Origin of the sequence: Erythrobacter sp. SG61-1L, from assembly GCF_001305965.1 — a bacterium.
Taxonomy (GTDB): Bacteria; Pseudomonadota; Alphaproteobacteria; order Sphingomonadales; family Sphingomonadaceae; genus Andeanibacterium.
The window spans coordinates 1118681-1144949 of sequence record NZ_JXQC01000003.1; the positions used below are offsets into that span (position 1 = coordinate 1118681).

General features: G+C 61.3%; 26 protein-coding genes and 1 tRNA gene. 20 read left to right on the top strand and 7 right to left on the bottom strand.

Annotation, left to right across the window (positions count from 1 at the left end; translation table 11 throughout):
- Positions 1 to 26: 26 nt before the first annotated feature.
- Together glyS and SZ64_RS05740 are read right to left on the bottom strand one after the other, a co-directional pair.
- Complete coding sequence (glyS, locus tag SZ64_RS05735) at positions 27 to 2222, bottom strand: glycine--tRNA ligase subunit beta (RefSeq protein ID WP_054532113.1); 2196 nt, start codon at positions 2220 to 2222, stop codon at positions 27 to 29.
- Complete coding sequence (locus SZ64_RS05740) at positions 2219 to 3130, bottom strand: glycine--tRNA ligase subunit alpha (protein ID WP_054532114.1); 912 nt, start codon at positions 3128 to 3130, stop codon at positions 2219 to 2221. The genes glyS and SZ64_RS05740 overlap by 4 nt, the downstream gene beginning before the upstream one ends.
- 130 nt (positions 3131 to 3260) lie before the next feature.
- On the opposite strand from SZ64_RS05740, the gene SZ64_RS05745 reads away from it, so the two are divergent.
- The 7 genes from SZ64_RS05745 to SZ64_RS05775 all read left to right on the top strand — a co-directional run bounded on the left by SZ64_RS05745 (position 3261) and on the right by SZ64_RS05775 (position 9490).
- Complete coding sequence (locus tag SZ64_RS05745; RefSeq protein ID WP_054529937.1) at positions 3261 to 4178, top strand: TraB/GumN family protein; 918 nt, start codon at positions 3261 to 3263, stop codon at positions 4176 to 4178.
- Entirely contained in the window at positions 4175 to 5062 is an 888-nt protein-coding gene (locus SZ64_RS05750; protein WP_162225076.1) for a TraB/GumN family protein, read from the top strand. The genes SZ64_RS05745 and SZ64_RS05750 overlap by 4 nt, the downstream gene beginning before the upstream one ends.
- A 139-nt stretch (positions 5063 to 5201) precedes the next feature.
- Complete coding sequence (locus SZ64_RS05755) at positions 5202 to 5813, top strand: 50S ribosomal protein L25/general stress protein Ctc (protein WP_054529939.1); 612 nt, start codon at positions 5202 to 5204, stop codon at positions 5811 to 5813.
- 92 nt (positions 5814 to 5905) lie between these two features.
- The gene (gene pth / locus SZ64_RS05760) at positions 5906 to 6475 is read left to right on the top strand and encodes an aminoacyl-tRNA hydrolase (RefSeq protein ID WP_054529940.1); all 570 of its coding nucleotides are present in this window, start codon (positions 5906 to 5908) and stop codon (positions 6473 to 6475) included.
- A gap of 145 nt (positions 6476 to 6620) precedes the next feature.
- Positions 6621 to 6881: a PEP-CTERM sorting domain-containing protein gene (locus tag SZ64_RS05765; protein WP_054529941.1), complete on the top strand. Its 261-nt coding sequence runs from the start codon at positions 6621 to 6623 to the stop codon at positions 6879 to 6881.
- A gap of 155 nt (positions 6882 to 7036) precedes the next feature.
- Positions 7037 to 8137 carry a redox-regulated ATPase YchF gene (ychF, locus tag SZ64_RS05770; protein ID WP_054529942.1) on the top strand — a complete coding sequence of 367 codons (1101 nt, stop codon included), beginning with the start codon at positions 7037 to 7039 and terminating at the stop codon, positions 8135 to 8137.
- Positions 8138 to 8248: 111 nt separating this feature from the next.
- Positions 8249 to 9490 carry an ectonucleotide pyrophosphatase/phosphodiesterase gene (locus SZ64_RS05775; protein ID WP_054529943.1) on the top strand — a complete coding sequence of 414 codons (1242 nt, stop codon included), beginning with the start codon at positions 8249 to 8251 and terminating at the stop codon, positions 9488 to 9490.
- A gap of 9 nt (positions 9491 to 9499) precedes the next feature.
- Here the strand turns inward: SZ64_RS05775 and SZ64_RS05780 are convergent, their stop codons facing one another.
- Positions 9500 to 9895 (bottom strand): MerR family DNA-binding protein, encoded by a 396-nt coding sequence (locus SZ64_RS05780; protein WP_054529944.1) that lies wholly within the window; start codon positions 9893 to 9895, stop codon positions 9500 to 9502.
- A 45-nt stretch (positions 9896 to 9940) separates the two neighbouring features.
- Here SZ64_RS05780 and SZ64_RS05785 point away from each other — a divergent pair, with 45 nt between their 5' ends.
- The 3 genes from SZ64_RS05785 to SZ64_RS05795 are packed head-to-tail and all read left to right on the top strand — an operon-like array spanning position 9941 to position 12542.
- Complete coding sequence (locus SZ64_RS05785; RefSeq protein ID WP_054529945.1) at positions 9941 to 10693, top strand: glutaredoxin; 753 nt, start codon at positions 9941 to 9943, stop codon at positions 10691 to 10693.
- A 20-nt stretch (positions 10694 to 10713) separates the two neighbouring features.
- Positions 10714 to 12087 (top strand): hypothetical protein, encoded by a 1374-nt coding sequence (locus SZ64_RS05790; protein ID WP_156313544.1) that lies wholly within the window; start codon positions 10714 to 10716, stop codon positions 12085 to 12087.
- Positions 12088 to 12092: 5 nt separating this feature from the next.
- Positions 12093 to 12542 (top strand): MaoC family dehydratase, encoded by a 450-nt coding sequence (locus tag SZ64_RS05795; RefSeq protein WP_054529946.1) that lies wholly within the window; start codon positions 12093 to 12095, stop codon positions 12540 to 12542.
- Between the two features lie 25 nt (positions 12543 to 12567).
- Here the strand turns inward: SZ64_RS05795 and SZ64_RS05800 are convergent, their stop codons facing one another.
- On the bottom strand, positions 12568 to 13059 hold the full coding sequence (locus SZ64_RS05800) for a hypothetical protein (RefSeq protein WP_054529947.1): 492 nt from the start codon (positions 13057 to 13059) through the stop codon (positions 12568 to 12570).
- Complete coding sequence (gene mutL, locus SZ64_RS05805; protein ID WP_054529948.1) at positions 13059 to 14912, bottom strand: DNA mismatch repair endonuclease MutL; 1854 nt, start codon at positions 14910 to 14912, stop codon at positions 13059 to 13061. Before mutL ends, SZ64_RS05800 begins: the two co-directional genes overlap by 1 nt.
- A gap of 187 nt (positions 14913 to 15099) precedes the next feature.
- Between mutL and SZ64_RS05810 the strand changes: the two genes are divergently transcribed.
- From SZ64_RS05810 to SZ64_RS05840, 7 genes are all read left to right on the top strand, one after another.
- Entirely contained in the window at positions 15100 to 16149 is a 1050-nt protein-coding gene (locus SZ64_RS05810) for a rod shape-determining protein (protein WP_054529949.1), read from the top strand.
- 64 nt (positions 16150 to 16213) lie between these two features.
- Positions 16214 to 17101 (top strand): rod shape-determining protein MreC, encoded by an 888-nt coding sequence (gene mreC / locus SZ64_RS05815; RefSeq protein ID WP_054529950.1) that lies wholly within the window; start codon positions 16214 to 16216, stop codon positions 17099 to 17101.
- The gene (locus SZ64_RS05820; protein ID WP_241772991.1) at positions 17098 to 17670 is read left to right on the top strand and encodes a rod shape-determining protein MreD; all 573 of its coding nucleotides are present in this window, start codon (positions 17098 to 17100) and stop codon (positions 17668 to 17670) included. The genes mreC and SZ64_RS05820 overlap by 4 nt, the downstream gene beginning before the upstream one ends.
- 5 nt (positions 17671 to 17675) lie before the next feature.
- Positions 17676 to 19793, top strand: a complete 2118-nt coding sequence (gene mrdA, locus SZ64_RS05825) for a penicillin-binding protein 2 (protein WP_054529952.1) — start codon at positions 17676 to 17678, stop codon at positions 19791 to 19793.
- Positions 19793 to 20911: a rod shape-determining protein RodA gene (rodA, locus tag SZ64_RS05830; protein ID WP_054529953.1), complete on the top strand. Its 1119-nt coding sequence runs from the start codon at positions 19793 to 19795 to the stop codon at positions 20909 to 20911. Before mrdA ends, rodA begins: the two co-directional genes overlap by 1 nt.
- A 385-nt stretch (positions 20912 to 21296) precedes the next feature.
- Positions 21297 to 21893, top strand: a complete 597-nt coding sequence (locus tag SZ64_RS05835) for a hypothetical protein (protein ID WP_156313546.1) — start codon at positions 21297 to 21299, stop codon at positions 21891 to 21893.
- Positions 21894 to 22036: 143 nt separating this feature from the next.
- A tRNA-Lys gene (locus SZ64_RS05840) sits at positions 22037 to 22112 on the top strand.
- 62 nt (positions 22113 to 22174) lie between these two features.
- Here the strand turns inward: SZ64_RS05840 and SZ64_RS05845 are convergent.
- Both SZ64_RS05845 and SZ64_RS18540 read right to left on the bottom strand, forming a co-directional pair.
- Positions 22175 to 24010 (bottom strand): DUF262 domain-containing protein, encoded by a 1836-nt coding sequence (locus SZ64_RS05845; protein WP_054529955.1) that lies wholly within the window; start codon positions 24008 to 24010, stop codon positions 22175 to 22177.
- 229 nt (positions 24011 to 24239) lie between these two features.
- Positions 24240 to 24434, bottom strand: coding sequence for a hypothetical protein (locus tag SZ64_RS18540; protein WP_156313548.1), 195 nt, complete (start codon positions 24432 to 24434; stop codon positions 24240 to 24242).
- A gap of 423 nt (positions 24435 to 24857) precedes the next feature.
- On the opposite strand from SZ64_RS18540, the gene SZ64_RS05850 reads away from it, so the two are divergent.
- From SZ64_RS05850 to SZ64_RS05860, 3 genes are all read left to right on the top strand, one after another.
- Positions 24858 to 25478, top strand: a complete 621-nt coding sequence (locus SZ64_RS05850; protein WP_054529956.1) for a hypothetical protein — start codon at positions 24858 to 24860, stop codon at positions 25476 to 25478.
- A 193-nt stretch (positions 25479 to 25671) separates the two neighbouring features.
- Complete coding sequence (locus SZ64_RS05855; protein WP_054529957.1) at positions 25672 to 25890, top strand: hypothetical protein; 219 nt, start codon at positions 25672 to 25674, stop codon at positions 25888 to 25890.
- Positions 25891 to 25969: 79 nt separating this feature from the next.
- Entirely contained in the window at positions 25970 to 26260 is a 291-nt protein-coding gene (locus tag SZ64_RS05860; RefSeq protein ID WP_054532116.1) for a hypothetical protein, read from the top strand.
- Positions 26261 to 26269 lie beyond the last annotated feature (9 nt).

Sequence of the window (26269 nt, forward strand, 5' to 3'; positions counted from 1 at the left end):
TGACACTGTCCTGAGGGAAATATTCCCTACCCTTCGATCTTCGAGAAATCCGCGACTTTTTGCACGGCAGCGCGGAAGCGGGCAAGCAGGTCAAGCCTGCTGCTGCGCTTTTCGGGCTGCTCATCATTCACCGTCACCTCGTCAAAGAATTTGTCGATCGGTGCGCGCAAACTTGCAAGGGCCGCCATGGCGCCTTCGAAGTCTTCCGCTTCGATGGCTGCGCCTGCACGCGGCTCCGCTTCGTCCAACGCCTCGATCAGTGCCTTTTCGGCCGGTTCGGGCGTGTAGGAAAGTTCTTTTCCGTGGCGCAGGGCCATCTTGGCCGCGACGACATCCTTCAGATCGGGGTCGTCCACTTCGGCCAGCGGGTCTTCCTCACCGGTCCGGGCGATTTCACCCTCGATGCCCTGCCAGTCTTCCTTCTTCAGGATATTGGCAGCGCGCTTGTAACCCGCGAGCAGATTGGCGCCGTCTTCCGTGCCGATGAAGGACTGCAGCGCATGGACGCGGGCGAGCAGGCGAACGAGATCGTCCTCCCCACCCAGCGCGAACACCGCGTCGACCAGATCGTGACGAACGCCTGCCTCGCGCTGCTGGACCTTGAGGCGGTCGGCGAAGAAGTCGAGCAGATCGCCTTCGCCAATGCTCATGCGCAGGGCATTCGCCTGGATCAGGCGGATGATGCCGAGCGCGGCGCGACGCAGCGCAAACGGGTCTTTCGATCCGGTCGGCTTTTCGTCGATGGAGAAGAAGCTGCGAAGCGTATCCAGCTTGTCAGCCAGGCTGACCGACACCGTCACCGGAGCAGTCGGAACCTCGTCGCCCTGCCCGACCGGCTTGTAGTGATCGCGGATCGCGTCAGCCACGGCATCGGAAAGACCTTCCTCGCGGGCGTAATAACCGCCCATAAGCCCTTGCAATTCCGGGAATTCGCCGACCATTTCGGTGACGAGGTCCGCCTTGCACAGGCGTGCGGCCTGTTCGGCGAGGTCGGCCAGTTCTTCTCTTGTGAGCCCCTGCGAAGGCAGGGGCCCAGAGCCGGGTTGCGTATCATCGCCCTGGGCTCCAGCCTTCGCAGGAGCGCACGGGGTGACAATCCCTTCCTCAACCAGCCACCGCGCCAGCTTCGCCACACGCTCCACCTTGTCGGCAACGCTGCCGAGCTTCTCGTGGAACGTGATCCGCGCAAGCTTTTCCGCCTGCTTTGCCAGCGGAACCTTCTTGTCCTGCTGCCAGAAGAAACGCGCATCGGAAAGGCGGGCGGCCAGCACCTTGCGGTTGCCGTCCACGATGGCCAATCCGCCATCGGCCGGCACCACATTGGCGGTGCAGATGAAGGCATTGGCCAGCTTGCCGTCCTTGGTGCGGCAAATGAAATATTTCTGATTGGTGCGCGCGGTGAGCTGGATCACTTCGGGCGGCACTTCGAGGAATGCCTCGTCGAAGCGGCCGAGCAGCGGCACGGGCCATTCGGTCAGGCCAGCATTCTCGATGACCAGACCTTCATCTTCCACCAGCACGAGGCCCGCATCATGCGCGACATGCTTCGCGCCCTTACGGACGATATCTTCGCGCTCGGCTTGGTCCACGATCACGTGGTTGACGCGCAGGTGCCGGGCATAATCGTCCACCCCGGCGATTTCGATCTCGCCATGGGAGTGGAAACGATGGCCCATGGTCTTGCGGCCGGAAACCACGCCGCCCACTTCGCATTCGACGATCTCGCCATCGAACAGCGCCACGATGCCCGAAAGCGGACGCACCCAGCGCAGGCTCTCAGTCGAGAGCGAGGCAGCGCCCCAGCGCATGGACTTGGGCCAGGGGAAGGCGCGGATGATCGCGGGGATCGCATCGGCCAGCACATCCTTCACGGCGCGGCCGGGGATGTTGCGGACGGCGAAATAGGTCTGGCGGCCTTTCACATCGCGCAGTTCAAGCTGATCGCGCGTGACGCCATTCTTGCGGCAGAAGCCTTCGATTGCCTGATCGGGCGCGCCTTCGGGTGGGCCCTTTTCCTCTTCGCTGACAGCCTCGGTCGCCTGCGGCAGGTCGCGCACGATCAGCGCGAGGCGGCGCGGCGTAGACCATACGGTCACTTCGCCCAGCGCAACGCCTGCGCCCGACATTTCGGAACGGAACAGCTTTTCCAGATCGGCGCGGGCGCCGGCCTGCATACGCGCCGGAATTTCCTCGCAGCGCAGTTCGAGCAGGAAATCGCTCATGCCGACCACCCCGGGAACTTGGCTTCCCACCGTTCGGTTTCCTTGGCCATGTAGGCTTCGCAGCTCCCGCGGGCGAGGTCGCGGACCTGGCCCATATAGCTTGCACGCTCCTGCACGCTGATCACGCCGCGCGCCTGGAGGAGATTGAAGATGTGGCTGGCCTCAATCGCCTGCTCGTAAGCGGCGATGGGCACATCACTGGCGAGGCAGTTCTTGCACTCGGCCACGGCCTTGCGGAACAGGTCGAACAGGGCCTCTGTATCGGCGACCTCGAAGTTCCACTTGGACATCTGCTTCTCGTTTTCGAGAAACACGTCGCCATATGTCACGCCGCGACCGTTGAAATCGAGGTCGTACACATTGTCCACGCCCTGAATATACATGGCGAGGCGTTCCAGCCCGTAGGTCAGTTCACCAGCCACCGGCTTGCAGTCGAACCCGCCCATCTGCTGGAAATAGGTGAACTGGGTGACTTCCATCCCGTCGCACCACACTTCCCAGCCAAGGCCCCAGGCGCCCAGCGTGGGGCTTTCCCAGTCATCTTCCACGAAGCGGATATCGTGCTTCAGCGGATCGATTCCGATCACCTCAAGGCTCTTGAGGTAAAGCTCCTGCAAATCCGGCGGGCTGGGCTTCAGGATCACCTGATATTGGTAATAATGCTGCAGCCGGTTCGGGTTTTCGCCATAGCGGCCATCGGTCGGACGGCGCGAGGGCTGCACGAAGGCAGCATTCCACGGTTCGGGGCCAAGCGCGCGCAAGGTCGTGGCCGGGTGGAACGTGCCCGCGCCCATGCGCATATCGTAAGGTTGAAGGATCAGGCAGCCCTGCTCGCTCCAGTAATTATGGAGGGCAAGGATCATGGCCTGGAAGCTCAATACTTCCCCGGAAGAAGTGGTGCTGCTCATGCGGCGGCCCATGGCGGATGGCTCCAACGCGGTCAATGGTGCGCTGCACCTGTGCAACACGGATGCGACAATCCGCAGCTTCCCCTCGGGGTAACTTGTCCTTCACACGGGTTGCCGCAACAAGGCGGGCATGACCACAGGGTTCAGGCGAATCATCGCTTTTGCGGCCGCGCTGCTGGCATTGCAGTTTTCTGCCGCTTATGCGGCCGATGATGCGCGCCTGGTCGGCGGCGATGCGCCGCATGTCGCGCCTGCCGGGCCGGCGCTGTGGAAAGTCTCGGACCGGGACACGACGATCTACCTGTTCGGCACGATCCACTTCCTGCCCGATGGAGTGGACTGGTTTTCCGGCCCCATCGCCAAGGCGCTGGAATCGTCCACCGAAGTGGTGACGGAACTGGACCCGCAGGATGCGGAGCGCCTGCCGGTGCTGATGCAGCAGACGGCATTCCTTCCGGAAGACGAAACTCTGCGTGACATGCTCTCCCCCGATGACCGCAAGGCCTTCGAGGAACTGCTCATCACGCTGGGCATCCCTGTCGCCCAGTTCGACCGTTACAAGCCATGGTCCGCAGGACTGACCCTGTCCGTGCTGATGACCAAGCGTGCCGGGTTCGATCCCCAGAAGGGCGCGGAAGAAGTGGTGGAGGAACACCGCCAGAAGAACTCCCGGCGCAGCGCACTTGAATCGGTGGATTTCCAGGTGGACCTCTTCGCCGGCCTGCCCGAAGCCCAGCAGATCGCCTATCTCAATCAGGTGGTGGAAACCGCACCGACGCTGAAGGAAGACCTTACCGCCATGTTGAAGGACTGGCTGGAAGGCGATGCGGATTCGCTGGCCGAGCTGATCAATTCCTCCGAAGGCGATCCGGCCCTCTATCGCCGTATGCTGACCGATCGCAACGTGATCTGGGCAGGCTGGGTGAAAGACCGGCTGCGCAAGCCCGGAACCGTCTTCATCGCGGTGGGCGCAGGCCACCTTGCCGGCAAGGGCAGCGTGCAGGACCAGTTGAAGAAGCGCGGCGTTCGCAGCAAGCGGGTCCATTGATCCGCGCTCTCCCTCCATTCGCCCGCCGTTTGGCCGGGCTATGGCTGGCGTTGCTGCTGGTCGCCTGCAATTCCGCACCCGAACAACCCGAACCGGCCCCTGCCCTGTGGGAAATCACCGGTGCCAACGGCCAGCACGGCTATCTGTTCGGCACGGTCCATTCTTTGCCCGAGGGGTATCGCTGGCGGACGCAGGTGCTGGACGACGCCTTTGCCGCGTCCGACAGGCTGATGGTGGAAGTGGACCTTGCCCGCGATGGCGCGGCGATTGGCGGCATCTTCGCCAGCCTCGCCCGCAGCCCGGGACTGCCTCCGCTCAGCAGCAGGCTTTCCGGCGAAAGGCAGGCAGAGCTGAAACAGGCCATGAAGGCACGCGGGCTGAGCGACAAGGATTTTGCCGGGCTGGAAAGCTGGGCCGCCGCCCTCACTCTCGCCCAGGCTTATGACGATGGCACAGACGGCGAAGGGGCCGATCTCACGCTGATCAAGGCCGCCGGAAAACGCCCGGTGATCGAACTGGAAGGCGCCGCGCCGCAATTGCGCCTGTTCGACGCTTTGCCGGAACAGGACCAGCGCGATCTGCTGGCAGGAGTCGCGCAGGAGGCCTTGCAGGGCGAGGAACTGGGCGATGAACGTCTCAACCACTGGCTGACCGGCGATGCCGCCGCGCTGGAGAAAGAAACGCACGAGGGGATGCTGGCCGATCCCGGCCTGCGCGAGGCCTTGCTGCTGTCCCGCAACCGCGCATGGTCGGAAAAGATCGCGGAAGAACTGGCCAAAGGCGGCACGCTGTTCGTGGCGACGGGGGCAGCGCATATGGTGGGCCGCGAAGGGCTTGCGGCCCTGCTGGCGGAGCGTGGATATAGCGTAAGGCGCGTGCAATAGGGCATCCATCGCCCTGCAGACCACGCAATGCTTGCAAATGCGCGGCTTTTGCCATAGTGGCGCGCGCTTCTCAGCCATGGTCATCCCTGGAGGCGTGGCTGGAGAAGCGAACCAACCAGTAATTCGAAAGGCACGTACCATGAGCGACGCTCTGACCCTGCCGGCCGAAGCACGCGAACGGGCTGGCAAGGGAGCCTCCCGAGTACTGCGTCGCGAAGGCCGTGTCCCCGCCGTTATCTATGGCGGTAAGGAAGAACCTCTGTCGATCCACGTCGAGGAGAAGGAACTGCGCCGCCAGCTCGGCACCGGTCACTTCATGAACTCGATCGTCACTGTCGAGATCGGCGGCCAGTCGCTGCGCACCCTTCCCAAGGACGTTGCCTTCCACCCGGTTTCGGACCGTCCGCTGCACGTGGACTTCCTTCGCCTTGGCAAGGACGCCAAGGTCGAAGTGCTCGTCCCGGTGGTGTTCACCAATGAAGAAGCCTCACCGGGCCTCAAGCGCGGCGGCGTGCTGAACATCGTCCGTCACGAACTGGACCTGATCTGCGATCCGGAACTGATCCCCTCGGAAATCGAGATTGACGTGACCGGCCGCGAAGTTGGCGAATCGATCCACATCAGCAGCGTGAAGCTGCCGAAGGGTTCGGCCAGCGCGATCACCGATCGTGACTACACCATTGCCACCATCGTCGCTCCCTCGGCCCTGAAGTCGAGCGAAGGCGAAGCGGAAGCAGCCGAAGGCGAATAATCGCCCGGCATTGCTGCCAAATCAGGCGCCGGCTGTGCACAGGCACCGCCGGCGCTTTGCTTTTCTGCCTTCTGGAAGTCTAGGAAACCGCCATGCAACTCTGGGTCGGCCTTGGAAATCCCGGACCGCAATATGCGATGAACCGGCACAATGTCGGGTTCATGGCGCTGGACGTGATTGGCGATATGCACCGCTTCGGCGCCGTGCAGAAGAAATTCCAAGGCTGGGTGCAGGAAGGACGGCTCGGCACGGAAAAGATCGTGCTGCTCAAGCCCGCAACCTTCATGAACGAAAGCGGCCGCTCAGTCGGCGAAGCAATGCGCTTCTACAAGCTGGACCTGTCCGCCCTCACCGTTTTCCATGACGAGCTGGACCTTGCCCCGTTCAAGGTGAAGGTGAAGATCGGCGGCGGCATTGCCGGCCATAACGGGCTGCGTTCCATCGACCAGCATCTGGGCGCCGATTTCCGCCGCGTGCGGCTCGGCATCGGCCATCCCGGCCATAAGGATCGGGTGACCGGTTATGTGCTGGGCAATTTCGCCAAGTCCGAGGAAGACGATCTGGCCGGAATGCTCGGCGCGATCGGAGCGGAAGCTGACTGGCTGGCCAAAGGCGACGATGCCCGCTTCATGAGCGATGTAGCGCTGCGCCAGCAGGATTGACGCTGCGCCGAGATATGTCGGCAGGCTTTACAAATCGACCTCATCCGGAAAGCCGTTAACTTCCGTTATCGGCTCATATCAACGATTGGCACGCGCCTTGCGTCTGTTGTCGGTAACCATTCCGGTAGCAGAAAGGGGGACAATTATGCTCCGTAAGGCAATCATCTCGACCATCGTTCTCGGTGCACTCGCCGCGTCCGCGCCTGCCATGGCAGGCGGCTGGGGCGGCTCGACTTCGGGTGGCTGGGGCAAGCCCAAGCCGCCGTCAGGCTCCACCTCCGGCGGTTCCAGCGGAAGCAGCGGCGGCACGCAGGTTCCGGAACCCGGCATGCTGGGCATGGCCGGCGCGGGCCTGATCGGCCTGGCGCTGATCCGCCAGCGTCGCCGCAAGCAGGCTTCTCGCTAAGCCGCACCCTGTCCGCAAACCCGCTTCAGTCTTCGCGGGGTCTGCAATGGATCAGGCAATTGAACGCCCCTCCCCCCACAGGAGGGGCGTTTCGTTTGCGCAAAACCCGTGCCCCGGCTAATGGCCGCGCAACTTCCAAATCGAGGTAACATCAAATGGGTTTCCGTTGCGGGATCGTCGGCCTGCCCAATGTCGGCAAGTCGACTCTCTTCAATGCTCTCACTGAAACGCAGGCCGCACAGGCCGCGAATTATCCCTTCTGCACGATCGAGCCGAATGTCGGCCAGGTCGCGGTGCCGGACGCGCGTCTGTATGAACTCGCGAAGATCGCCGGTTCGCAGAAGATCATCGAAACCCAGCTTGCCTTCGTGGACATTGCCGGTCTGGTGAAAGGCGCCAGCAAGGGCGAAGGCCTGGGCAACCAGTTCCTGGGCAATATCCGCGAGGTTGACGCGGTGGTCCACGTGCTGCGCTGCTTCGAGAATGACGACATCCAGCATGTCGCCAACAAGGTCGATCCCATTGCGGACGCCGAAGTGGTGGAAACCGAACTTCTTCTGTCGGACCTCGAAAGCCTCGAAAAGCGCGTACCCGCCGCCGCCAAGCGCGCCACGACCGGGGACAAGGAATCCAAGCTGATCGCCAGCGTGCTGGGCCAGACGCTGGAACTGCTGCGCGAAGGCAAGCCCGCCCGGCTGACCGAGCCGAAGGACGAGGAGGAAGCCCGCGTCTTCGCACAGGCCCAGCTGCTTACCGCCAAGCCTGTGCTTTATGTCTGCAACGTCTCCGAAGACGATGCGGCCACCGGCAATGAACTGACCGAGAAGGTGTTCGCCAAGGCCAAGGCTGAAGGCGCGCAGGCCGTGATCGTTTCCGCCGCCATCGAGGCCGAACTGGTCGGCATGGCTCCGGAAGACCGGGGCGAGTTCCTTGAATCGCTCGGCCTTGAGGAAACCGGCCTCGCCCGCGTGATCCGCGCCGGATACGAGCTGCTCGGCCTGCAGACCTTCTTTACGGTCGGCCCCAAGGAAGCCCGCGCATGGACTGTCCACAAGGGCGCCAAGGCCCCACAGGCCGCTGGCGAAATCCATACCGATTTCGAAAAGGGCTTCATCCGCGCCGAAACCATCGCCTTTGACGATTACGTCTCGCTGGGCGGTGAAGCCGGTGCGCGCGAACACGGCAAGCTTCGTCAGGAAGGCAAGGAATATGTCGTCCACGATGGCGATGTGATGATGTTCAAGTTCAACGTCTGAGACAAAGGGCGTTCGCTGCGCCTTTGCGGCGAACGCCCTATCTCGTTACCCTTGGCGCATAGGGGCGCTTAGGGACTTCAAATCGACGCATCCCCCGGCAAGACTGCTGGTATGCGTTGGCCCAAACCTCTGATCGCCGCGGCATTTGCCGCCCTCGCCCTCCCCACTGCGGTTCTTGCCTCGCCAGACGGCTCCACGGTTGCGGCACAGGCGGAGGAACGGGCGCCGATCACGATCCTGATCTCGCTCGACGGGTTCCGTAAGGATTATCTCGAACGTGGACTGACCCCCAATCTCGCGGCCCTTGCAGCTGGCGGTGTTCAGGCGGGCATGTATCCCTCCTTCCCCAGCCTCACCTTCCCCAATCATCACTCGATTGCCACCGGGCTGCGCCCCGATCGCAACGGCATCATCGGCAATACGATGAGCGATCCGAACCACTCGCCGGATTTCTGGGTTGGCGGCACCGATGCCTGGTGGTGGAACGAGTCGGTTCCGATCTGGGTCGCGGCCGAAAAGGCAGGCATTCCGACCGCGACGGAAATCTGGCCCGGCACGACTGTTGCCACCAACGGCATCTTCCCCACGGACTGGCACCAGTTCGGCTTCACTATCGGCATGCGTCACCGGACGGATTCGATCATCGACTGGGCGCGGCGCCCGGCGGAAAACCGCCCGCGTTTCATGATGCTCTATATCGAGGAACTGGATCATGCCGGGCATGAGTTCGGGCCGGATTCACCCGAGGTGAACGAAACGCTCGCCGCACTGGACGTGCAACTCGGCCGCCTGCGCGATGCGCTGGCCGGGATGGGGCAGCCCGCCAATCTGGTGATCGTGTCGGATCACGGCATGGCCGCTCGCAGTGAAGAACGCGTGGTTCCGCTCTATGTAGAGATCGACGGGCTAGGCGTGGCCGTGGAACAGGGCGCCTATTCATCCATAAACCCGCTGCCGGGCAAGGATGCGGCGCTGGCCGATGTTCTGCTCAAGCCACATGAACATATGCAGTGCTGGCGCAAGGGGGAGCTTCCCGCTCGCTTCGAATATGGGAAGAACCCGCGCATTCCGGAGTTCTTCTGCCTGGGCGAAACCGGTTGGGCCGTGCGCGGCAAGGCCCCCAAGCCGGGCGACAAGCCCTGGAACGGCGGCACCCATGGCTGGGACAATCAGGACCCGCTGATGCGCGCCATCTTCATCGCCAATGGTCCGGCATTCAAGGCCGGCTCCGCCCTGCCCGATTTCGACAATGTCGATGTCGAACCGCTGCTGCGCGAACTGATCGGCCTGCCGGCGCATGATGCGGAGATCGACGGAACCGCCACCGTGTTCAGGGATGTGCTCGCCCTGTAAGGGCGCCCATCACTCGAAGGCGGCGATGATCGGGCACGGCCCGCCGCTCGAACCTGCACATTCCCTGGCCAGTTTGCGCAGCCTGTCTCGCGCAACGGTCATGTTCTCGATCTTCGCATCCAGATCGGCGATCCGTTCCGCTGCCATTTCGCGCGCGCGGGGCCGGTCATTCGTGCGATCGAGTTCGATTAGTTCGGCGATCTCGCCCAAGGTAAAGCCCGCCTCCTGAGCCGAACGGATGAAGCGCATCCGCCGCGCTTCCTCCTCGCCATAATGCTTGCGGCCCTTCGCACCGCCCAGCGCGGCGGGCTTGGGATCGTGGATCAGGCCCTTGCGCTGATAGAAGCGCACCGTCTCCACACCCACGCCGACGCTGCGGGCCAGTTCCGAGATTGTCATCGCCATCGCTTGACTCCGTACCGTGGTACGGGAGCTATAGGTCGATTCGTCATGGAACAGCAACCGACGAGACCTGTCGCCCAACTCTATCGCATGGTGATGGAGAAGCACGTTTGCCCCTGGGGCTTGCGCGCGAAATATCTGCTCGAAAAGCAAGGTTATCGCGTGGAGGACCATCACCTCACCACGCGGGAGGAAACTGACGCATTCAAGGCGAAGCACGATGTGCAGACTACGCCGCAGACCTTTATCGATGGGCAGCGGATTGGCGGCTATGACGATCTGCGCCGCTATTTCGGCCTTCCTCTGACCGATCCGAATGCGAAGACATATCGCCCGGTGCTGGCCGTGTTTGCCGTTGCCGCCGCCCTTGCCTTGGTTCTGAGCCAGAGTTTCTTCGGCAGCCCGCTCACCCTGCGGGCGCTGGAATGGTTCATCGCCTTTTCCATGGCAATCCTGGCCATGCTCAAGCTGCAGGATGTCGAAAAATTCGCAACCATGTTCCTTGGCTATGACCTGCTGGCTCGCCGCTGGGTGCCCTATGCCTATCTCTACCCCTTTGCGGAAGCGCTGGCCGGGGTGTTGATGGCCGGACGCCTGTTGCCATGGCTGTCGATCCCGATCTCGATCTTCATCGGTACGATTGGCGGCATTTCGGTATTCTACGCGGTCTACGTGCAAAAGCGCGAGCTGGAATGCGCATGTGTGGGCGGATCGGGTAAAGTACCCCTCGGGCCGGTTTCGCTTCTCGAAAACGTGATGATGGTCGCCATGGCGATCTGGATGATGTTCCCGGCGCATTGAGCCGGATTGGAGCCCCAACGATGAAATATGCAGTTTCCGCCAGCCTCGCTGCGATTGCCGTTGCAATGGCCACGCCTGCGTTTGCCCAGCACGAAGACCATGGGCAGGAAGAACCGGCACCCGACGAAGGTGCCATGGATCACGGTTCGATGGATCACGGGGCTTCAATGGATCATGGGCCAATGGATCATGGCCAGATGGACCATTCCGGCATGAACCATGGATCGATGGCCGCAATGGATATGCCTGCATCCACCGAGTGGATGCCCGCCGAAGGATCGGGCACGGCCCGTCTTCCCGCTGCGGAAGGCGCGATGCATGGCCTGCATATCGGCAGCGGTGACTGGATGGTGATGGTGCATGGCGCCGTGACTGCCCAATATTCGGACTTTTCCGGCCCGCGCGGCGACGACATGCTCTATTCCACCTCCATGCTGATGCTTGCGGGAGAGCGGCAGACCGATTGGGGCCGCATCCAGTTGCGCAGTATGCTCAGCCTCGAACCGCTGATGGATGCGCGCGGCTATCCCAACCTTTTCGCCACGGGCGAGACGGCCGATGGCGAGCCGCTGGTGGACCGCCAGCATCCGCATGACCTGTTCATGGAACTGGCCGCCCGGGTGGACGTGAACGTCTCCGACAATGCGACCCTCTTCCTTTATGGCGGCCCGGTGGGCGAGCCAGCCATCGGCCCCAGCGCTTTCATGCATCGCGGATCGGCCAGCAATAATCCCGAACCGCCAATCACCCATCACTGGTTCGATTCCACGCATATCACTTATGGCGTAGTGACGGCCGGCTATTCCTCGCGCCTGTTCCAGCTTGAAGGTTCAGCCTTCCGGGGCGCCGAGCCGGATGAGGAGCGCTGGGGGATCGAAACTCCCAAGCTCGACAGCTGGGCTGTGCGCGCCACCCTCACCCCGTCGCCCGAATGGGCGATGCAGGTAAGCCATGCGAGGATCGAGCAGCCCGAGGCATTGCACGGCAATCAGGACGAGGCACGCACCACGGCCTCGATTCAATATGCCAATGGCAAGGGCCTGTCCGCCCTCGCAGCCTTCAGCGCCAAGAACCGGGTTCCCGGCGACACGCTGACCGCCTGGTTGGGCGAAGTGAACTGGGACATCGACAAGGCCAACTCGCTCTTCGCGCGGGTCGAGAATGTCGACAATGACGAACTGATCCCGGATCATGACGATCCGCTGCATGACCAGCCTTTCCGCGTCACCAAGTTTCAGGCCGGCTATGCCCGCCACTTCCCCTTGGGTGATGCTGTGATGCTTAGCCTTGGCGGCGCGGTTTCCGCTTTTGCCAAGCCTTCCGCGCTTGATCCCTATTATGGCAATGACCCAATGGGCTACACACTGTTCGCCAAGCTATCATTGGGACACTGACGATCATGCTGTTTTACGAGGATCTTGAACCGGGCGCAGTCGTCCGCTTCGGGCACTATGAAGTCACCCGCGAGGAAGTGCTGGATTTCGCGGGCAAATACGATCCTCAGCCCTTCCATTTATCCGACGAGGCGGCGGCCCTTACCCATTTCGGCAAGGTCGCCGCCAGCGGATGGCACACCTGTTCCATGACCATGGCGATGATGGTGGAACATCACGCAATCATGCCCCGCGCCGCACTGGGAGCAATGGGGGTCGACGAATTGCGCTGGCTCCGCCCGGTCTATCCCGGCGACGTCCTGAGTTGCGAGATGGAACTGGTTGAAAAACGCCTCAGTCGCTCAAAACCCGGTATCGGCATCCTCAATACGAAGATGACGACCTTCAACCAGCACGGCCAACCGGTACTGTCGATGAAGCCGATCAGCCTGATCCGCGTGCGCGGGGACGGCTGATCCGAACATGGCCTCTGGCCGGAACCTAACCCTTATTGCACTGAATCTCACCGGGCCGGTCATAGACGACACGTTCATGCTCGTCCCGAACCGTGAGGCGCCCTGGGAAAGTCACAGTTCTGCCGCCCGGCTGCGGGGGATCGCCCAACGTGGTTTCCAACTCGAAACTGCGAGCCAACCCGTCATATTCCGTCCATGTCCCGAACGGCATTTCCGCGCTGCCCTTGTCAGCCGCAAAACGCAGCACTTCCTTGCCGACCTTCAGATAGCCGGCATCTGTCATGGCTATCGCAACTGCCGCCAGCCCGCCTCCTTCAGCGGCGAAGGCGCAACTCGTGCCGTAGATCTGGTGCTTCTCGATGTCAGGCAGGCGCAGCGGCGCAAGCTCTATCGGAACCGGCTTTCCAGCCAACGCCTTGTCCACCGTCTCACTGTCGATGGTCTGCCGCTCGCCCTGCGGTTCCTTGCTGCAGGAAGCCAGCACCATGGCTGCGAGCAGAATGGAGGTAGCGCGCATCAATGCCTCCCGAACAGTTTCTCGACCTCGGCCATGGACAGCTTCACCCAGGTAGGGCGGCCATGATTGCATTGGCCTGACCGGGGAGTGCGCTCCATCTCGCGTAGCAAGGCATTCATTTCCGCCACCGAAAGCGTGCGTCCCGCCCGCACCGAACCATGGCAGGCCATCGTTGCCAGCACGTGCTCGATCTTTTCGTCGAGCAACAGGGCATCTCCATTGAGCGCCAGATCGTCGGCCAGATCCTGCAGCAGCGCGTGCGGATCGGCCTTGCCCAGCACGCCGGGCATGGCGCGTACCAGCATCGCATTGGGGCCGAACCGTTCGATCGACAGACCCAGCTCGGCAAATTTCGCGGCGTTTTCTTCCAACCTGTCGCAGGCCGGCTCGTCCATTTCGACAACTTCGGGGATCAGCAACGCCTGACTGGCGGCGACTTTCTCTCCTGCGCCTGCCGCGCGCAGCCTTTCGAGAACGAGCCGTTCATGTGCAGCATGCTGGTCCACCAATACCAGCCCGTCCGCGGCCTCGGCCACGATATAGGTGTTGGCCACCTGCCCGCGCGCAATGCCGAGCGGATAATCCACCGCCTCATCGGGAAGATCTTCTGCGGCCTCCGCCCGCCCCATCGGCGCCGCCTCGGGAGTGGACATCGCGTCCGCCTCGAATGCGCGCCATGCCTGGCCGGCTTCGCTCACTCGCCCGATCGCGGGCCGCTGCGAAGGCGCGGTCCAGTCCCTCCCCGCGAAGATCGAGCGCAGCGCCGGAGATGGCTCATCCCGCATCGGGGCAGCCAGCGGCTCCTGCTGCCATTTCGCCATGGCGGATGCATCGGGGGCCTGCGCGCTGCGCTGATCGCCCGTGGAAAGCGCCTGACGAAGCCCGGATACGATAAAGCCGCGCACTCCCGCTGAATCGCGAAAGCGCACTTCGGTCTTCGCTGGATGGACGTTCACGTCCACATCTTCCGGTGGCAGGTCGAGGAACAGGGCAAGCACCGCGTGGCGATCCCGCGCCAGCATATCCGCATAGGCACCGCGCACCGCACCGACCAGCAGCCTGTCCTTCACGGGACGGCCATTGACGAACAGATATTGATGGTCGGCCACACCGCGATTGAACGTCGGCAGCCCTGCAACTCCGGAAAGGCGCATCGTGCCGCTTTGCACCGGGCGTTCCATGTCCAGCAGCACGGCATTTCCGGCAAGCTCGCGCGCAACAAGTTGCGCGACCCGCTCCTCCGCCGTTTCCCCGCCCTGCACCGCGAATACGCGTCGGCCATTATGCTCAAGGCTGAAAGCGACATCGGGCCGCGCCATGGCAAGCCGCCGCACGACATCGAGGCAGGCAGCATATTCGCTGCGTTCACTGCGCAGGAATTTCCGACGTGCCGGTATCTTGGCGAAAAGCTGCTCCACCCGAACGCGCGTACCCGGAGGGAGGGCCGCAGGGCCTTCTTCCGCCAGAACGCCATGATCGACCACTCTTTTCCAGCCCTGATCCTCGCCCCGCACGCGGGATTGGAGTGTCAGGCGGGCAACGCTGGCGATGGACGGCAGAGCCTCGCCCCGAAAGCCAAGAGTCGCGACCAGTTCGATCGCCTCGTCCGGCAGCTTGGAGGTCGCATGGCGCTCCAGCGCCAGTTCCATCTCCTCCGCGCTCATACCGCAGCCATCGTCCGTAACTTCGATGCGCGACAGCCCACCCTCGGCGATGCTCACCGCGATGCGGGTTGCTCCGGAATCGATGGCATTCTCCACCAGTTCCTTCAGCGCGGCGGCGGGCCGTTCGACCACTTCGCCGGCAGCAATTCGGTTAATCAGGGTCACTGGAAGGCGGCGAATTCGGGGCATGGAGCGAGCCTAACGGCGAACGGTCCCGATTTCGAGCCGAGCCGCCCAAAAATGCATCGCTTTCCTCACAAAATTTTGGCCTTTACCGGGCGCTTGGTTTAAGCAGCCGCGTCCCATCGCTGCACTGCGACAGCGAACCTCATAACAGCACCCGTCAAAGGGTTGGAAAACAATACGGATTTCCTTGATGAGTTCCTTCTTTTCGAAATTCTTCAAGCTCGGCTCCCAGAATATGGCGATCGACCTGGGCACCGCCAATACGCTGGTCTACGTGCAGGATCGCGGGATCGTGCTTAACGAGCCGTCGGTGGTAGCGATCGAAACGCTCAATGGCGTGAAGCGGGTCAAGGCCGTGGGCGACGATGCGAAAATGATGATGGGCAAGACGCCAGACAACATCGACGCAATCCGCCCGCTGCGCGATGGTGTTATTGCCGACATCGAAATCGCAGAAGAAATGATCAAGCACTTCATCCGTAAGGTGAACGGCAAGAAGACGAGCATGTTCCGTCCGCCGGAAATCGTCGTCTGCGTTCCTTCCGGCTCCACCTCGGTCGAGCGCCGCGCCATTCGCGACGCCGCTTCGAATGCGGGTGCCTCTGAAGTATTCCTGATCCTTGAGCCGATGGCTGCGGCAATCGGCGCCGATATGCCCGTTACCGAACCGGTCGGCTCGATGGTGGTGGACATCGGTGGCGGCACCACCGAAGTCGCGGTGCTTTCGCTGCGCGGCCTCGCCTATACCACTTCAGTGCGTACAGGCGGTGACAAGATGGACGAAGCCATCGTTTCCTATGTCCGCCGACACCACAATCTGCTGATCGGCGATGCCACTGCGGAGCGGATCAAGAAGGACTACGGCATCGCAGTGGTCCCGGAAGATGGCATCGGTGAAACGATCACTCTCAAGGGACGCGACCTCGTCAACGGCGTACCCAAGGAAATCACGATTAATCAGGCGAACATCGCCGAAGCGCTGTCCGAACCGATCGGCGCAATCGTGGAAGGCGTTCGCATCGCGTTGGAAAACACCGCACCGGAACTGGCTGCCGACATTGTCGACCAGGGCATCGTGCTGACCGGAGGCGGCGCCCTGATCCGCCGTCTGGACGAACATCTGCGCGAAGAAACCGGTCTTCCGGTGAGCGTGGCGGAGGATCCCCTGTCCTGCGTCGCCCTGGGCACAGGCCGGGCGATGGAAGACCCGATCTATCGCGGCGTGTTGATGACCGCCTGAGACAGTCAAACCGCCGGGGGCAGTCCATAACGGCCGTCCGTCGGCCCAATAAGGAAACAGGCGCATGGCGCCGCCGAGAAAACGCCGCACGGGCCATTCCAAGAAGGCGCAGTTCAGCGCCTTCACCGGATATCTCGTGGCCGGCATCGGCGCCTTGATCGGCGCCGGACTGCTGGCGCTTTCGGCATGGAAGCCCGAAGCAATGGCATCCCTGCGCGCAGAGGCGACCGACGTGGTCGAGCCTGCCGGCCGCGCAGGGGCGGAAGTCCGCAGCGACAGTCAGGGCCTGATCCAGGCGATCGCCGGCTATTTCGATGCCGGGAACAAGAACGCCCGGCTTCAGCGCGAAGTAGAAGAGGCTCACGTCCATCTGGCCGAAGCCAAGGCCATAGAGGCGGAAAACCAGCGGCTGAAGGCTTTGCTGGGATTGCGCGAGGAGGAAGTCAAACCCGTCGCCTATGCGCGACTGATCGGCTCCAGTTCCGCCAGCACCCGCCGCTTTGCCTATCTTTCGGCCGGGCGTGATTCAGGAGTCAAGCCGGGCATGCCGGTCCGTTCCCCCATGGGGCTGGTCGGACGCGTGTTGGAAGCTGGCGACAGCAGCGCACGCGTCATGTTGCTGACCGACACGGCCAGCATGGTACCCGTTCGGCGCAGCACGGATAATGTAATCGCCTTCGCGGAAGGTCGCGCGGACGGTTCGCTGCGGCTGCGCCTGATTAATCTCGGCATCAATCCGCTCAAGAAGGGCGACGTCTTCGTGACATCGGGCGCGGGTGGCATCTTCCGCCCGGGCATCGCCGTGGCGGTGGTGGAAAAGGTCACCAATGACGGGGCGGTCGGACTGCCATTGGCCAATCCTGCCGCGACAATCCATGTTGCAGTCGATCCCGTATGGGTGCCGCAGGCCGCCGCCGTGATTGCGCAACCTGCACCGGGAGGGCCGCAATGAGCCCTGAGCGCCGCATGGACGCACGCATGACCGCTACCCATCGCGACCGCTTCGGCAAGACGATCAACCGCGATCATTCGGTGGTGCTGGCACATGGTGTGCCGCTGCTCACAATTCTGCTCGCCTCGCTTGCGCCTCTACTTCCGGTAATTGCTGCAGGCCCGGTGATGCCGCCCTTCGGCTTCATGATGTTGCTTGCCTGGCGCATCGTGCGCCCGGGCCTGCTACCGCTATGGGTCGGGTTGCCGCTTGGCGCGTTCGACGATCTGTTCAGCGGGCAACCCTTCGGCAATGCCATCCTTCTCTGGTCGGTCGCAATGCTGGCTATGGACGCAATCGAACTCCGTTTTCCCTGGCGCGGTTTCTGGCAGGACTGGGGCACAGCATCCGGCATGATCACTGCTTATCTGTTCATTGGCGCCCTGTTTGCCGGCGGCAACTTCGAAATTGAACGATTTGGTCTTATCATTCCGCAGATATTGCTGAGTGCGCTGTTGTTCCCCATCGTGGCGCGCATGGTTTCCTTCTTCGATCGTGTCAGGCTGTTCCGCATCAAGGTGGTAGGCTGACCGCAATGGCACGGCCACGCACGACAGCCGGAACGCTGAACAATTCATTCCAGCGCCGCAGCTTCCTTATCGGCGGGATACAGGGCGGCGTAGGCCTGCTGCTGGCCGCGCGCATGGGCTACCTGGCGGTGGCGGAGAACGAGCGTTACCGCGTCCTGTCGGAATCCAACCGAGTAAACCTGTCACTGATCCCCCCTCGCCGGGGTTGGATCCTTGACCGCAATGGCGCTCCGCTTGCTTCCAATCGCGCCGATTTTCGCGTGGACGTGGTGCCCGAGCGAATGCTCAACCCGGAACGCGAGGTAGAAACGCTCGGCACTTTGCTCAATCTGTCTGCCGTGCAGGTTCAGGATCTGAAGGACAAACTGTCCGATGCGCGCGGCTTTCAACCCGTCGAAGTCGCCAGCGGCCTTGATTACGAGAAATTCGCAGCAGTCAGCGTCCGACTGCCTGACCTGCCCGGGGTCGTCCCTCAACGCGGCTTCTCGCGCCATTACCCTACTGGCCCTTCGGTAGGGCACCTGATCGGATATGTCGGGGCAGCGTCTGCCGAGGAATATGAAAAAGAGCGGATTCCGCTGCTAGTCACTCCCGGCTTCAAGATGGGCAAGGACGGGCTGGAAAAGCAGTTCGAACAGACCTTGCGGGGCGAACCGGGTGCCCGGCGCGTGGAAGTCACTGCCAGCGGCGAGATCGTCCGCGATCTTGAAACACGCGAAGATGTTCAGGGCAAGCCGATCAAGCTGACCATCGACGGCCCACTACAGGATTATGCCGCACGCCGCCTCGGTCTCGAATCCGGCTCTGTCGTAGTGCTCGATTGCCTCACCGGCGACCTGTTGTGCATGGCGTCCATGCCCAGCTTCGATCCCAACAGCTTCTCCGACGGCATCGGCCGTGTCGAATGGAAGATGCTGGCGGATGACGATCACGTGCCTTTGCGCAACAAGGTGCTCAAGGGCCTTTACCCGCCCGGCTCCACCGTCAAGCCAATGGTCTCCATGGCTTTTCTGGAAGCCGGTCTGGACCCGCATGAGACAGTGTTCTGCGGCGGCGGCCTGAAAGTGGGCAACCGCGTGTTCCACTGCTGGAATCGGCGCGGGCACGGCCAGGTCGATATGGCCAAGGGCATTTACCAGAGCTGCGATGTCTATTTCTATCACTTCGCCCAGCGGCTGGGCATGAATGTGATAGCGCCGATGGCTCGCCGTCTGGGCATGCAGGAAGAATTCCCTCTGCCGGTCTCCAGCCAGTTCTTCGGCACCGTCCCCGATCCCGAATGGCTGATGCGCAAGCACAAGCGCGAATGGCAGCCCTATGATACGGTGAATGCCACTATCGGCCAGGGCTATATGTTGGCCAATCCCCTGCAGCTCGCCGTGATGGCCACACGGCTCGCCAGCGGCAACAAGGTAATGCCGCGCCTGATCCTTGACGGGAAGAAGCCCAAATTCGAAACCATGGGCTTCCACGGCGATCACACTACGATCATCCGCAACGCCATGAACGAAGTGGTGAACGGCGCAGGCACCGCCGGGCGGGCGCGCATCCCGATCGAAGGGATTCACATGGCGGGCAAGACCGGTACCGCGCAAGTCGTTTCGCTCAACGTCTCCAGCGGCAAGGGCGGCCTGTGGAAGCATCGCGACCATGGCCTGTTCATCTTCTTCGCCCCTTTCGACAATCCGCGCTATGCCGGCGCAGTGGTGATCGAACATGGCGGCGGTTCCGGCGCGGCCTATCCTATCGCGCGTGATGTGATCACGTTCCTATACGACCCTGCTCTCGCCATGCAGAAGCTGCAGGAAATGGAGAAGGAATGGGGCGGTACGCCACGTGATCGCATGGCCCGCAAATATGCCGCCTATGCTACCGAATTCGGCATTTCCGTGCCGAAACCGCCATCCGATCCCGAAGATATAACTCGTCAGGTCGATGCCGAAGCGCGTGCCGCAGTGGCCGCGATCGAAGACTCGCCTGAAGGCGGCGCGGTCGTTACGCGGCCGGTCGAAATGGATCAGGAAATTGCGCCGCCCGGCACCGCAAATGCCGGACAGGCCGCCGCTCCGGCAGTTCCGCCTGCCTCCACGGTGTCAGTGCCGCCTGTAGCGGAGCCGAATTGATGAGCCGGTCAATCGTCCCTGCCGCTGTCGCCAGACTGCCTTGGCAAGTCATCATCCCGTTGATGGCGCTGACCACCTTCGGCGGCGCCGTGCTTTATTCGGCCGCAGGCGGAAGCATGAGTCCGTTTGCGGCGTCACACCTGGTCCGCTTCTTCGTTTTCCTCATCATGGCGCTCATCATGGCCCGCGTTCCACGCGATCTTGTGCGCTGGGCCGCCTATCCCGCCTATGCCGCGGTTCTGCTGCTTTTGATGGCGGTGGAGGCCCTTGGGGCAATTGGCGGTGGTAGCCAACGATGGCTGAACCTCGGGCCGCTTGTGCTCCAACCATCCGAACTGATGAAGCCCACTATCGTCCTGGTGCTCGCCAGCTTCTATCACACCCTGCCCGCAGGGGAGGTCGGCGGATGGCGCTCGATCATCCCAGCCGGCGGACTGATCGCACTGCCTATGGGGCTGGTGCTGTTGCAACCCGATCTGGGGACTGCATTGGCGATCGGCTTCGGTGGCGCCGTGGTGATCTTCCTTTCCGGCCTGCCGATGCGCTGGTTCGTGGGCGGCGGGCTTGCTGCTGCGGTTGCTGCGCCTTTGGCTTATTTCTTCGCATTGCACGATTATCAGCGCCGCCGCGTGACCACGTTCCTCGATCCGGAAAGCGATCCGCTCGGCGCTGGTTATCACATCACCCAATCCAAGATCGCCATCGGATCCGGCGGCATTTTCGGGAAAGGCTTCGGCAATGGCTCACAGAGTCACCTGAACTATCTGCCCGAACCGCACACAGACTTCGTCTTTGCCACGATGTCGGAAGAATGGGGACTGATCGGCGGCCTTGCCGTGCTGCTGGTGTTCGGCGTTGTGCTGCGCTGGGGCTGGGAAGTGGCTCGCCGCTCGCCTGACCGCTTCGGCGCCCTGCTGGCTGCCGGGATGACCTCCACGATCTTCTTCTATGTTGCGATCAACCTGATGATGGTGATGGGCCTCGCCCCGGTCGTTGGCATCCCCCTGCCCTTCATGAGCCACGGCGGATCGTCGATGATGACCAACATGATCTGTATCGGCACACTGATGATGGTCGATCGCTGGAACAGGCAGGGCGGACAACGCGGGCTTTCCTGAACAAATTTGCATTAGCTCTTTGCCGATAAGCTGCCAATTCATGTTGCGGAACGTCGCCGAAGGCAAAAATTTTGCGCAGAATTCTTCCGACTGAGTGGCACGATCTTTCCGTCATTCGGGGACGGTCTGGATCATTCGCAACCTTCCGCGCAGGGCCGCGGCAAGATCCTTCCACGATCACCGATACGGCACTTTCTCCGCCGCACTGTCCATCTCGCACTGCGGCAAAAGGGTTTGCATTTGAAACGGTATTCGATTAATTGCTCGATTAAATCGGAATAGACCGATCCAATCCGGCATCCCCCCGTGACCGGATTCCAGACGATCCCTGAGTTTCCTCCCAGGGCCGGGACACATCCACGAGGAGAGGCGCAAGCCGAACTTCATGGATGTGTCCCTGCTTTGCCGGGGGACGCTCGTATTTGGCCGGCCGTGGAGCAACACGCGCCGGGACGAGGTATTGTTGTCGATGAACGGTCCGTTGACCTCAGTAGATCAGGAAGAAACGCAGGAACGCGAGGGCATCTCGCTTTGGAACCTTCACCGTGACCTGACCCGCCTTGCGGACGAACTGGCCGGCGCAGCCCGCCGTGCCGACACCGGCGCCGAACACGACGCGCATGAGCTCTCGCAGGCCAGCACCAGCCCCACCGCACCCCGCGACTATTTTGAAACCTTGCTCACCCAGCGCCGCGAGCGCGAACGCTGCCTTGGCAACGAACTGTTCAGCGAACCGGCGTGGGACATCATGCTGGAACTGATGATTGCCCGGATTGATGGGCGAGAAATGCGCATCAGCGAACTCAGCGCAAGCCAGGAAAACTCCGGCAAGTTCTCGAGCTCCTATGTCGACGCATTGGTCGAGGCAATGCTGATCGAGCGGTACGAATGTTTTGAAGGCAGCAAGGACTGCTTCCTGTCGCTTTCAAGCGAAGCGGCCCGTCGAATGGCAGAACTCTACCGCGCCCGGATGCGCGGATAAGCTGCTGTCTTTTCGATTTTTTTGTCTTTCTTACAGGTTTAGGGCAATAACCCCCTTCACACCGGCGAAACAGCCTCTATATGGAGCGCCTCCGGTGAGTCGCCGGAACGGCGGAAACGGGCCAACGGCCCAGATGCCAGTGTGGACGCATAGCTCAGTTGGTAGAGCAGCTGACTCTTAATCAGCGGGTCCTAGGTTCGAGCCCTAGTGCGTCCACCATATTTTTAACGACTTAGATGCGACTTACAGGCCACGCCTTTCGGCGGGGCACCAATGGGGCATCAGATCTCAATGGGCGATGTCTTCCAGATCTCACCAGCCAGCGCGATCAAGAGCGCGTGGCGCTTGTCGATTGAGGCGGCGCTCCATGCTGGGAACGAAGCCAGTTTCTCGTTGATCCGCGAAATCGACGTATTCTGCCCCACGTTGGTCAATTCGACCAAGCTACGAGTGAGATAGTTGCTGCTCTTCCGATATTCCTCCTGCTTTTTCGCATAAAAATCGTTGCTCGCAACAATGTTGATGGGCTTTTCCAAGAGTGTGAGGTTGCCCAGCCGGTTCTTGTAATCTTCGTAAATCGAGTCCGGGTTGTCCTCGGCCCATGCCGCGCTAAGTTCCGCAGTCGGCGTGTCCGGCAGGATATGCTCGATCTCCAGCACAACATAGGGGTCAAGACTGCCAGGGCTCCTCACGCCGCTAAATGCCAAATCGACATATTGGGTGAGCCGGGCCAGCAGATAGCGCGTCCGGTATTGCTGCATGGAATAGAGCGAGTAGCGTTTGAGGGCATCGGACAACTCTTGCGCCTTGTCAGCCATGCTGGTCTCAAAACGCTCCGCAATGAAGCCGTTCAGCTTTTCCTTCTGGATTGAAAGATCGGCAGCGGCCGTGATGACACGCAGTTCATCCGCCCATAGCGAGAAACTGCGCTCCAAATCCCGCGTAGGGGTCTTGGTGAAGATGTAATAGAATAGGAAGCTCTCAAGCTGTGTCACGAAATGATCGAAGAGCGGTTTCGGCAGTGGAGCCGCCGCCATGAGCAGCACGAAGTGCAGGCTGAATGCACCGCCGGTCAGGCGCTTAAGGCCATCCATTGCGAGATTGGGCTTGCCGTCATTGCCGCATCCATTGGCAAAGGCGAGATAATGCTCGACATTGCGGATCACCTTACGGACGAACTCGAACGGCTTGTTCCCATAGTCGCAGACCGCGGCGTTGCCCTTGTCCACCAGCCAGTCGTAAATTTCATCCTCGCGGATGACGGAATCGCCCCTACTGTTCTTGATGACGTAGTTCGCCATCAGGAAGTAGCGCAGGAAACGCAGAGGCTTCTCCCGCGCCTTTTCCAGCGGCTTGGTGATCTTTTTCCATTCGTCCTTGAGCTGCGAAAACTGCATGGACTGAACCTGCGTGAACAGCAGATTCTTGAGTAGGTCCATTGGGTTGAGGCCGACGCCGCGCTCGTTGATCGTCTCGAAGATTTTCAGCGCGCTACTGACATCGGTGGAAATTTGGATGAACACCACGCTGTTTGCCAGATAGCCCCAATATTTCTTAAGCTTGGTGATGTCGTCGTAATTGTCAGTCAGATAGTGGTAGATGGTGGTGTAGGCGTTGATGATGTTTTCCAGCGAACCGAAGCTGGCGATACCAGCGGCCTGAATGCCGGTCCGCACGGTGATCGGGTCGCCGTTCACCTCGACCAGCGTCGCGATCACCTCCGCCGCGAATTCATAGCGTGGCTCCAGTTTCAGGCTGATCCGCGTTTCGCCGCTGTTGTCGGTATAGCTTGTGGAAATCAGCCCGCCGAGGGTCTGTTCCTGCGCTTCGCCTTGAAAGATGCGTCGCAGCGCGCAGAGCAGCAGGAAGAATGTCGTTAGCCGCTGCTGGCCGTCGATAACCTCGTAATGATTCTTCTGTTCGGTCGGGGAAACCAGCACCGTGCCGATGAAATATTCCCGCGCAGATCCGGCGTCGATCTGCTCGTTGATGTCCTCAAGGAGTTGATGAACTTCCTTGTCCGTCCAGACATATTCGCGCTGGTAGTCGGGAACGATATAGAAGCATTCCCGAAAGGCTTCTTCGATAGTGTATTTATGGTTTTCAATACGCGCCATGCTGCCCCCCGGCCGGATACCAATTCAGTGCCCCCCGCCATCCGAGATGGTTAGCCTCTGATCCTGCTAGGGTAAACCCGTCGAGAGGCAGGATGTTCGACATGCGTTCTGAACTTGGAGTGCCCGCAATCCCCATAGCGAAAATTTTATAGGGACCCGCAGCAGAGGTTTGCTCTCGAAGTTCGTAACTTCTTCCGCAGGCTGAAACCGGCTCATCAGTGGTACTTTGTCAGCGCTCTTTTACGCAATGGCTAGCCTCAGCATCACGCCCGGGGCAATCCCAATATGAGTAGCCGCCTTTGATCACGACAGGGGAATCGCCGTTGGTGACCCATGCATAACTGCCGCCAAAAAAATGGTCGTAAGTGAAAAGAACAACGCAAATGGCAATCACTGCAAGCAACGCTACTGAGGCCCATTTCATGGGTTTTCCCCTCGGAAGTCAATTGCGGTACGCCCCCGCTATTCGACTTCACACCATGCCCTGGTGATCGGGGAGTTAGTAAACCGAGATGAGTCGGCCCTGCGGCCTTTAGGCCCAAGAGCCCTGGACGTACGCCACAGGCTCCCCGACCATAGGTCACGGAGTGTGGCGCTGTTACGGTCAGCACCAACCGCTCATCTTGGGGTTACTAATCCCCAGAGCCGTGCGTGGCGGCTCCGCGTCCTGTATGAGGAAGTAGGCGTTTCAACTCAATTAAAAGCTGCGCTCACCTGCCCCACACCGCAGTATTTCGCAGAAAAGCCAGCTTGAGAGGCACAGAGCCGCAGTCCGGAGAGCCGGAGGTTGGGCCTGAGACGTCGCCGGTCTCGATGTATGATGCCGTCCGAGATTCAGGAGGCTTTCATGGGTGGCATCGGATCGGGCGCACGGCGTTCAACGCATATCGGCAACGTCGAAGAAATGCTGGCGCTTGATATACGCGCGTTGCGGCGGCTGGGTGTCGTCGCGCCGGGCGAATGCGTCATCGATACGTTGCGCTGGTCAATCGGCGGCCTAAGCACTGCCAGCGCGCGCCTCCGTGTCGACCTCAGCGACGTTGAACGTGGCGGCGTCATGGCGATCATCGGTCAAATGCCGGATGGTGCCATAAACCAGCCTGTCGCCATCGAAATGGTGCGGTCACGTTTCGGGGGACACCGCTGCTATTTCATCTGCCCAATCACGGCGCGGCGTTGCGAGGTCCTGTATTATGCCAAAGGCCGTTTCGGCTCACGGGCGGCACAGCGCCTAAGCTATGCAGTGCAAGGCATGAACGACGTTTCGCGTGCCCGCCGTAAGGCAGCCAAGCTTCGCAGCCGTCTGTGCGGGTCGGGTGACCAACCGCGCCCGAGGGGGCGCAATCGCATCGATATGGTGGGGCGCCTTCGCCGAGCAGAATTCGAAGCACAGGCGCTATACCTTGAACGGCTTCGCGCCCTTTCCGGTTGGTCTGGTTCCCAGCGGATACCCGGCGAAAGGCTGTAGGCGGTCCGAGAGACCGATTTCCGAGCGTTTGGGCACATCGACCATCCGATATTGAATCAGCGGGTCCTGACCGAATTTAGTGATTTGGCGTACCAGCATCCGCGCGGAAATCAGCGGGTCTCTCGTGGGTTTTTTCCTGACTTCTCCGCACCCATGATCTTATTGGGAAGATGGTCAACGAAAGAAGGCCATCATGTCCGACCACGAACCGCTCGACCGTTTGCATCTATTGTCTCATGCGCAGGCGCTATTCCCCGGTGCGGTGATCGAAGTGATCCAAACGCGCGACGAGATCATCCATATCGATGTGGACGGACACCGCTTCACGTTCGAGATCGGCAGCGACGACGACGAATATCTCTTTACCGACGGAAAAACGTCATTCTCGATCCCGCTCATGGAAATCGACTGAGATTTCTAGGATTTCTCCTGACACGCATTCCGAACCCGTCTTAATGGAAATGTCGTTCACAATGAAAGGAACGAACGACATGACTGAACCCACGAAGTCCGCCGTAGAGAACAAACCGCAGGCCAAGCCCGCGACTGATCCGAATGCAACCACCAGCAAGGCCGAAGTCATCACCCTCGACCAGCTCGCGCGTGAGATGAAGATGCCGCCCCGCGATGCCCGGATGCTCCTGCGGCTCGCCGCGAAGCAGACCAAGCTTTATCCGAACTTGGGAAAAGATCACGTTGCGAGGCAGCCGTGGCAGTGGACGCCGGGATCGAGGGCGCTGGATGAGGCGCGCAAGGCCCTGTCCGCTGCGCCGGCCGTTTGACGGGTAGCG

Bases quoted from the DNA above. Each gene is read 5' to 3' on its own strand.
- glyS (WP_054532113.1), bottom strand. From the start codon at position 2,222: ATGAGCGATTTCCTGCTCGAACTGCGCTGCGAGGAAATTCCGGCGCGT.
- SZ64_RS05795 (WP_054529946.1), top strand. From the start codon at position 12,093: ATGCTGTTTTACGAGGATCTTGAACCGGGCGCAGTCGTCCGCTTCGGG.
- mutL (WP_054529948.1), bottom strand. From the start codon at position 14,912: ATGCCCCGAATTCGCCGCCTTCCAGTGACCCTGATTAACCGAATTGCT.
- SZ64_RS05745 (WP_054529937.1), top strand. From the start codon at position 3,261: ATGACCACAGGGTTCAGGCGAATCATCGCTTTTGCGGCCGCGCTGCTG.
- SZ64_RS05835 (WP_156313546.1), top strand. From the start codon at position 21,297: ATGGATGTGTCCCTGCTTTGCCGGGGGACGCTCGTATTTGGCCGGCCG.
- SZ64_RS05800 (WP_054529947.1), bottom strand. From the start codon at position 13,059: ATGCGCGCTACCTCCATTCTGCTCGCAGCCATGGTGCTGGCTTCCTGC.
- rodA (WP_054529953.1), top strand. From the start codon at position 19,793: ATGAGCCGGTCAATCGTCCCTGCCGCTGTCGCCAGACTGCCTTGGCAA.
- SZ64_RS05860 (WP_054532116.1), top strand. From the start codon at position 25,970: ATGACTGAACCCACGAAGTCCGCCGTAGAGAACAAACCGCAGGCCAAG.
- SZ64_RS05850 (WP_054529956.1), top strand. From the start codon at position 24,858: ATGGGTGGCATCGGATCGGGCGCACGGCGTTCAACGCATATCGGCAAC.
- SZ64_RS05740 (WP_054532114.1), bottom strand. From the start codon at position 3,130: ATGAGCAGCACCACTTCTTCCGGGGAAGTATTGAGCTTCCAGGCCATG.
- SZ64_RS05855 (WP_054529957.1), top strand. From the start codon at position 25,672: ATGTCCGACCACGAACCGCTCGACCGTTTGCATCTATTGTCTCATGCG.
- SZ64_RS05810 (WP_054529949.1), top strand. From the start codon at position 15,100: ATGAGTTCCTTCTTTTCGAAATTCTTCAAGCTCGGCTCCCAGAATATG.
- SZ64_RS05845 (WP_054529955.1), bottom strand. From the start codon at position 24,010: ATGGCGCGTATTGAAAACCATAAATACACTATCGAAGAAGCCTTTCGG.
- pth (WP_054529940.1), top strand. From the start codon at position 5,906: ATGCAACTCTGGGTCGGCCTTGGAAATCCCGGACCGCAATATGCGATG.
- SZ64_RS18540 (WP_156313548.1), bottom strand. From the start codon at position 24,434: ATGAAATGGGCCTCAGTAGCGTTGCTTGCAGTGATTGCCATTTGCGTT.
- ychF (WP_054529942.1), top strand. From the start codon at position 7,037: ATGGGTTTCCGTTGCGGGATCGTCGGCCTGCCCAATGTCGGCAAGTCG.
- SZ64_RS05765 (WP_054529941.1), top strand. From the start codon at position 6,621: ATGCTCCGTAAGGCAATCATCTCGACCATCGTTCTCGGTGCACTCGCC.
- SZ64_RS05785 (WP_054529945.1), top strand. From the start codon at position 9,941: ATGGAACAGCAACCGACGAGACCTGTCGCCCAACTCTATCGCATGGTG.
- SZ64_RS05775 (WP_054529943.1), top strand. From the start codon at position 8,249: ATGCGTTGGCCCAAACCTCTGATCGCCGCGGCATTTGCCGCCCTCGCC.
- SZ64_RS05820 (WP_241772991.1), top strand. From the start codon at position 17,098: ATGAGCCCTGAGCGCCGCATGGACGCACGCATGACCGCTACCCATCGC.
- SZ64_RS05780 (WP_054529944.1), bottom strand. From the start codon at position 9,895: ATGGCGATGACAATCTCGGAACTGGCCCGCAGCGTCGGCGTGGGTGTG.
- mreC (WP_054529950.1), top strand. From the start codon at position 16,214: ATGGCGCCGCCGAGAAAACGCCGCACGGGCCATTCCAAGAAGGCGCAG.
- mrdA (WP_054529952.1), top strand. From the start codon at position 17,676: ATGGCACGGCCACGCACGACAGCCGGAACGCTGAACAATTCATTCCAG.
- SZ64_RS05755 (WP_054529939.1), top strand. From the start codon at position 5,202: ATGAGCGACGCTCTGACCCTGCCGGCCGAAGCACGCGAACGGGCTGGC.
- SZ64_RS05790 (WP_156313544.1), top strand. From the start codon at position 10,714: ATGAAATATGCAGTTTCCGCCAGCCTCGCTGCGATTGCCGTTGCAATG.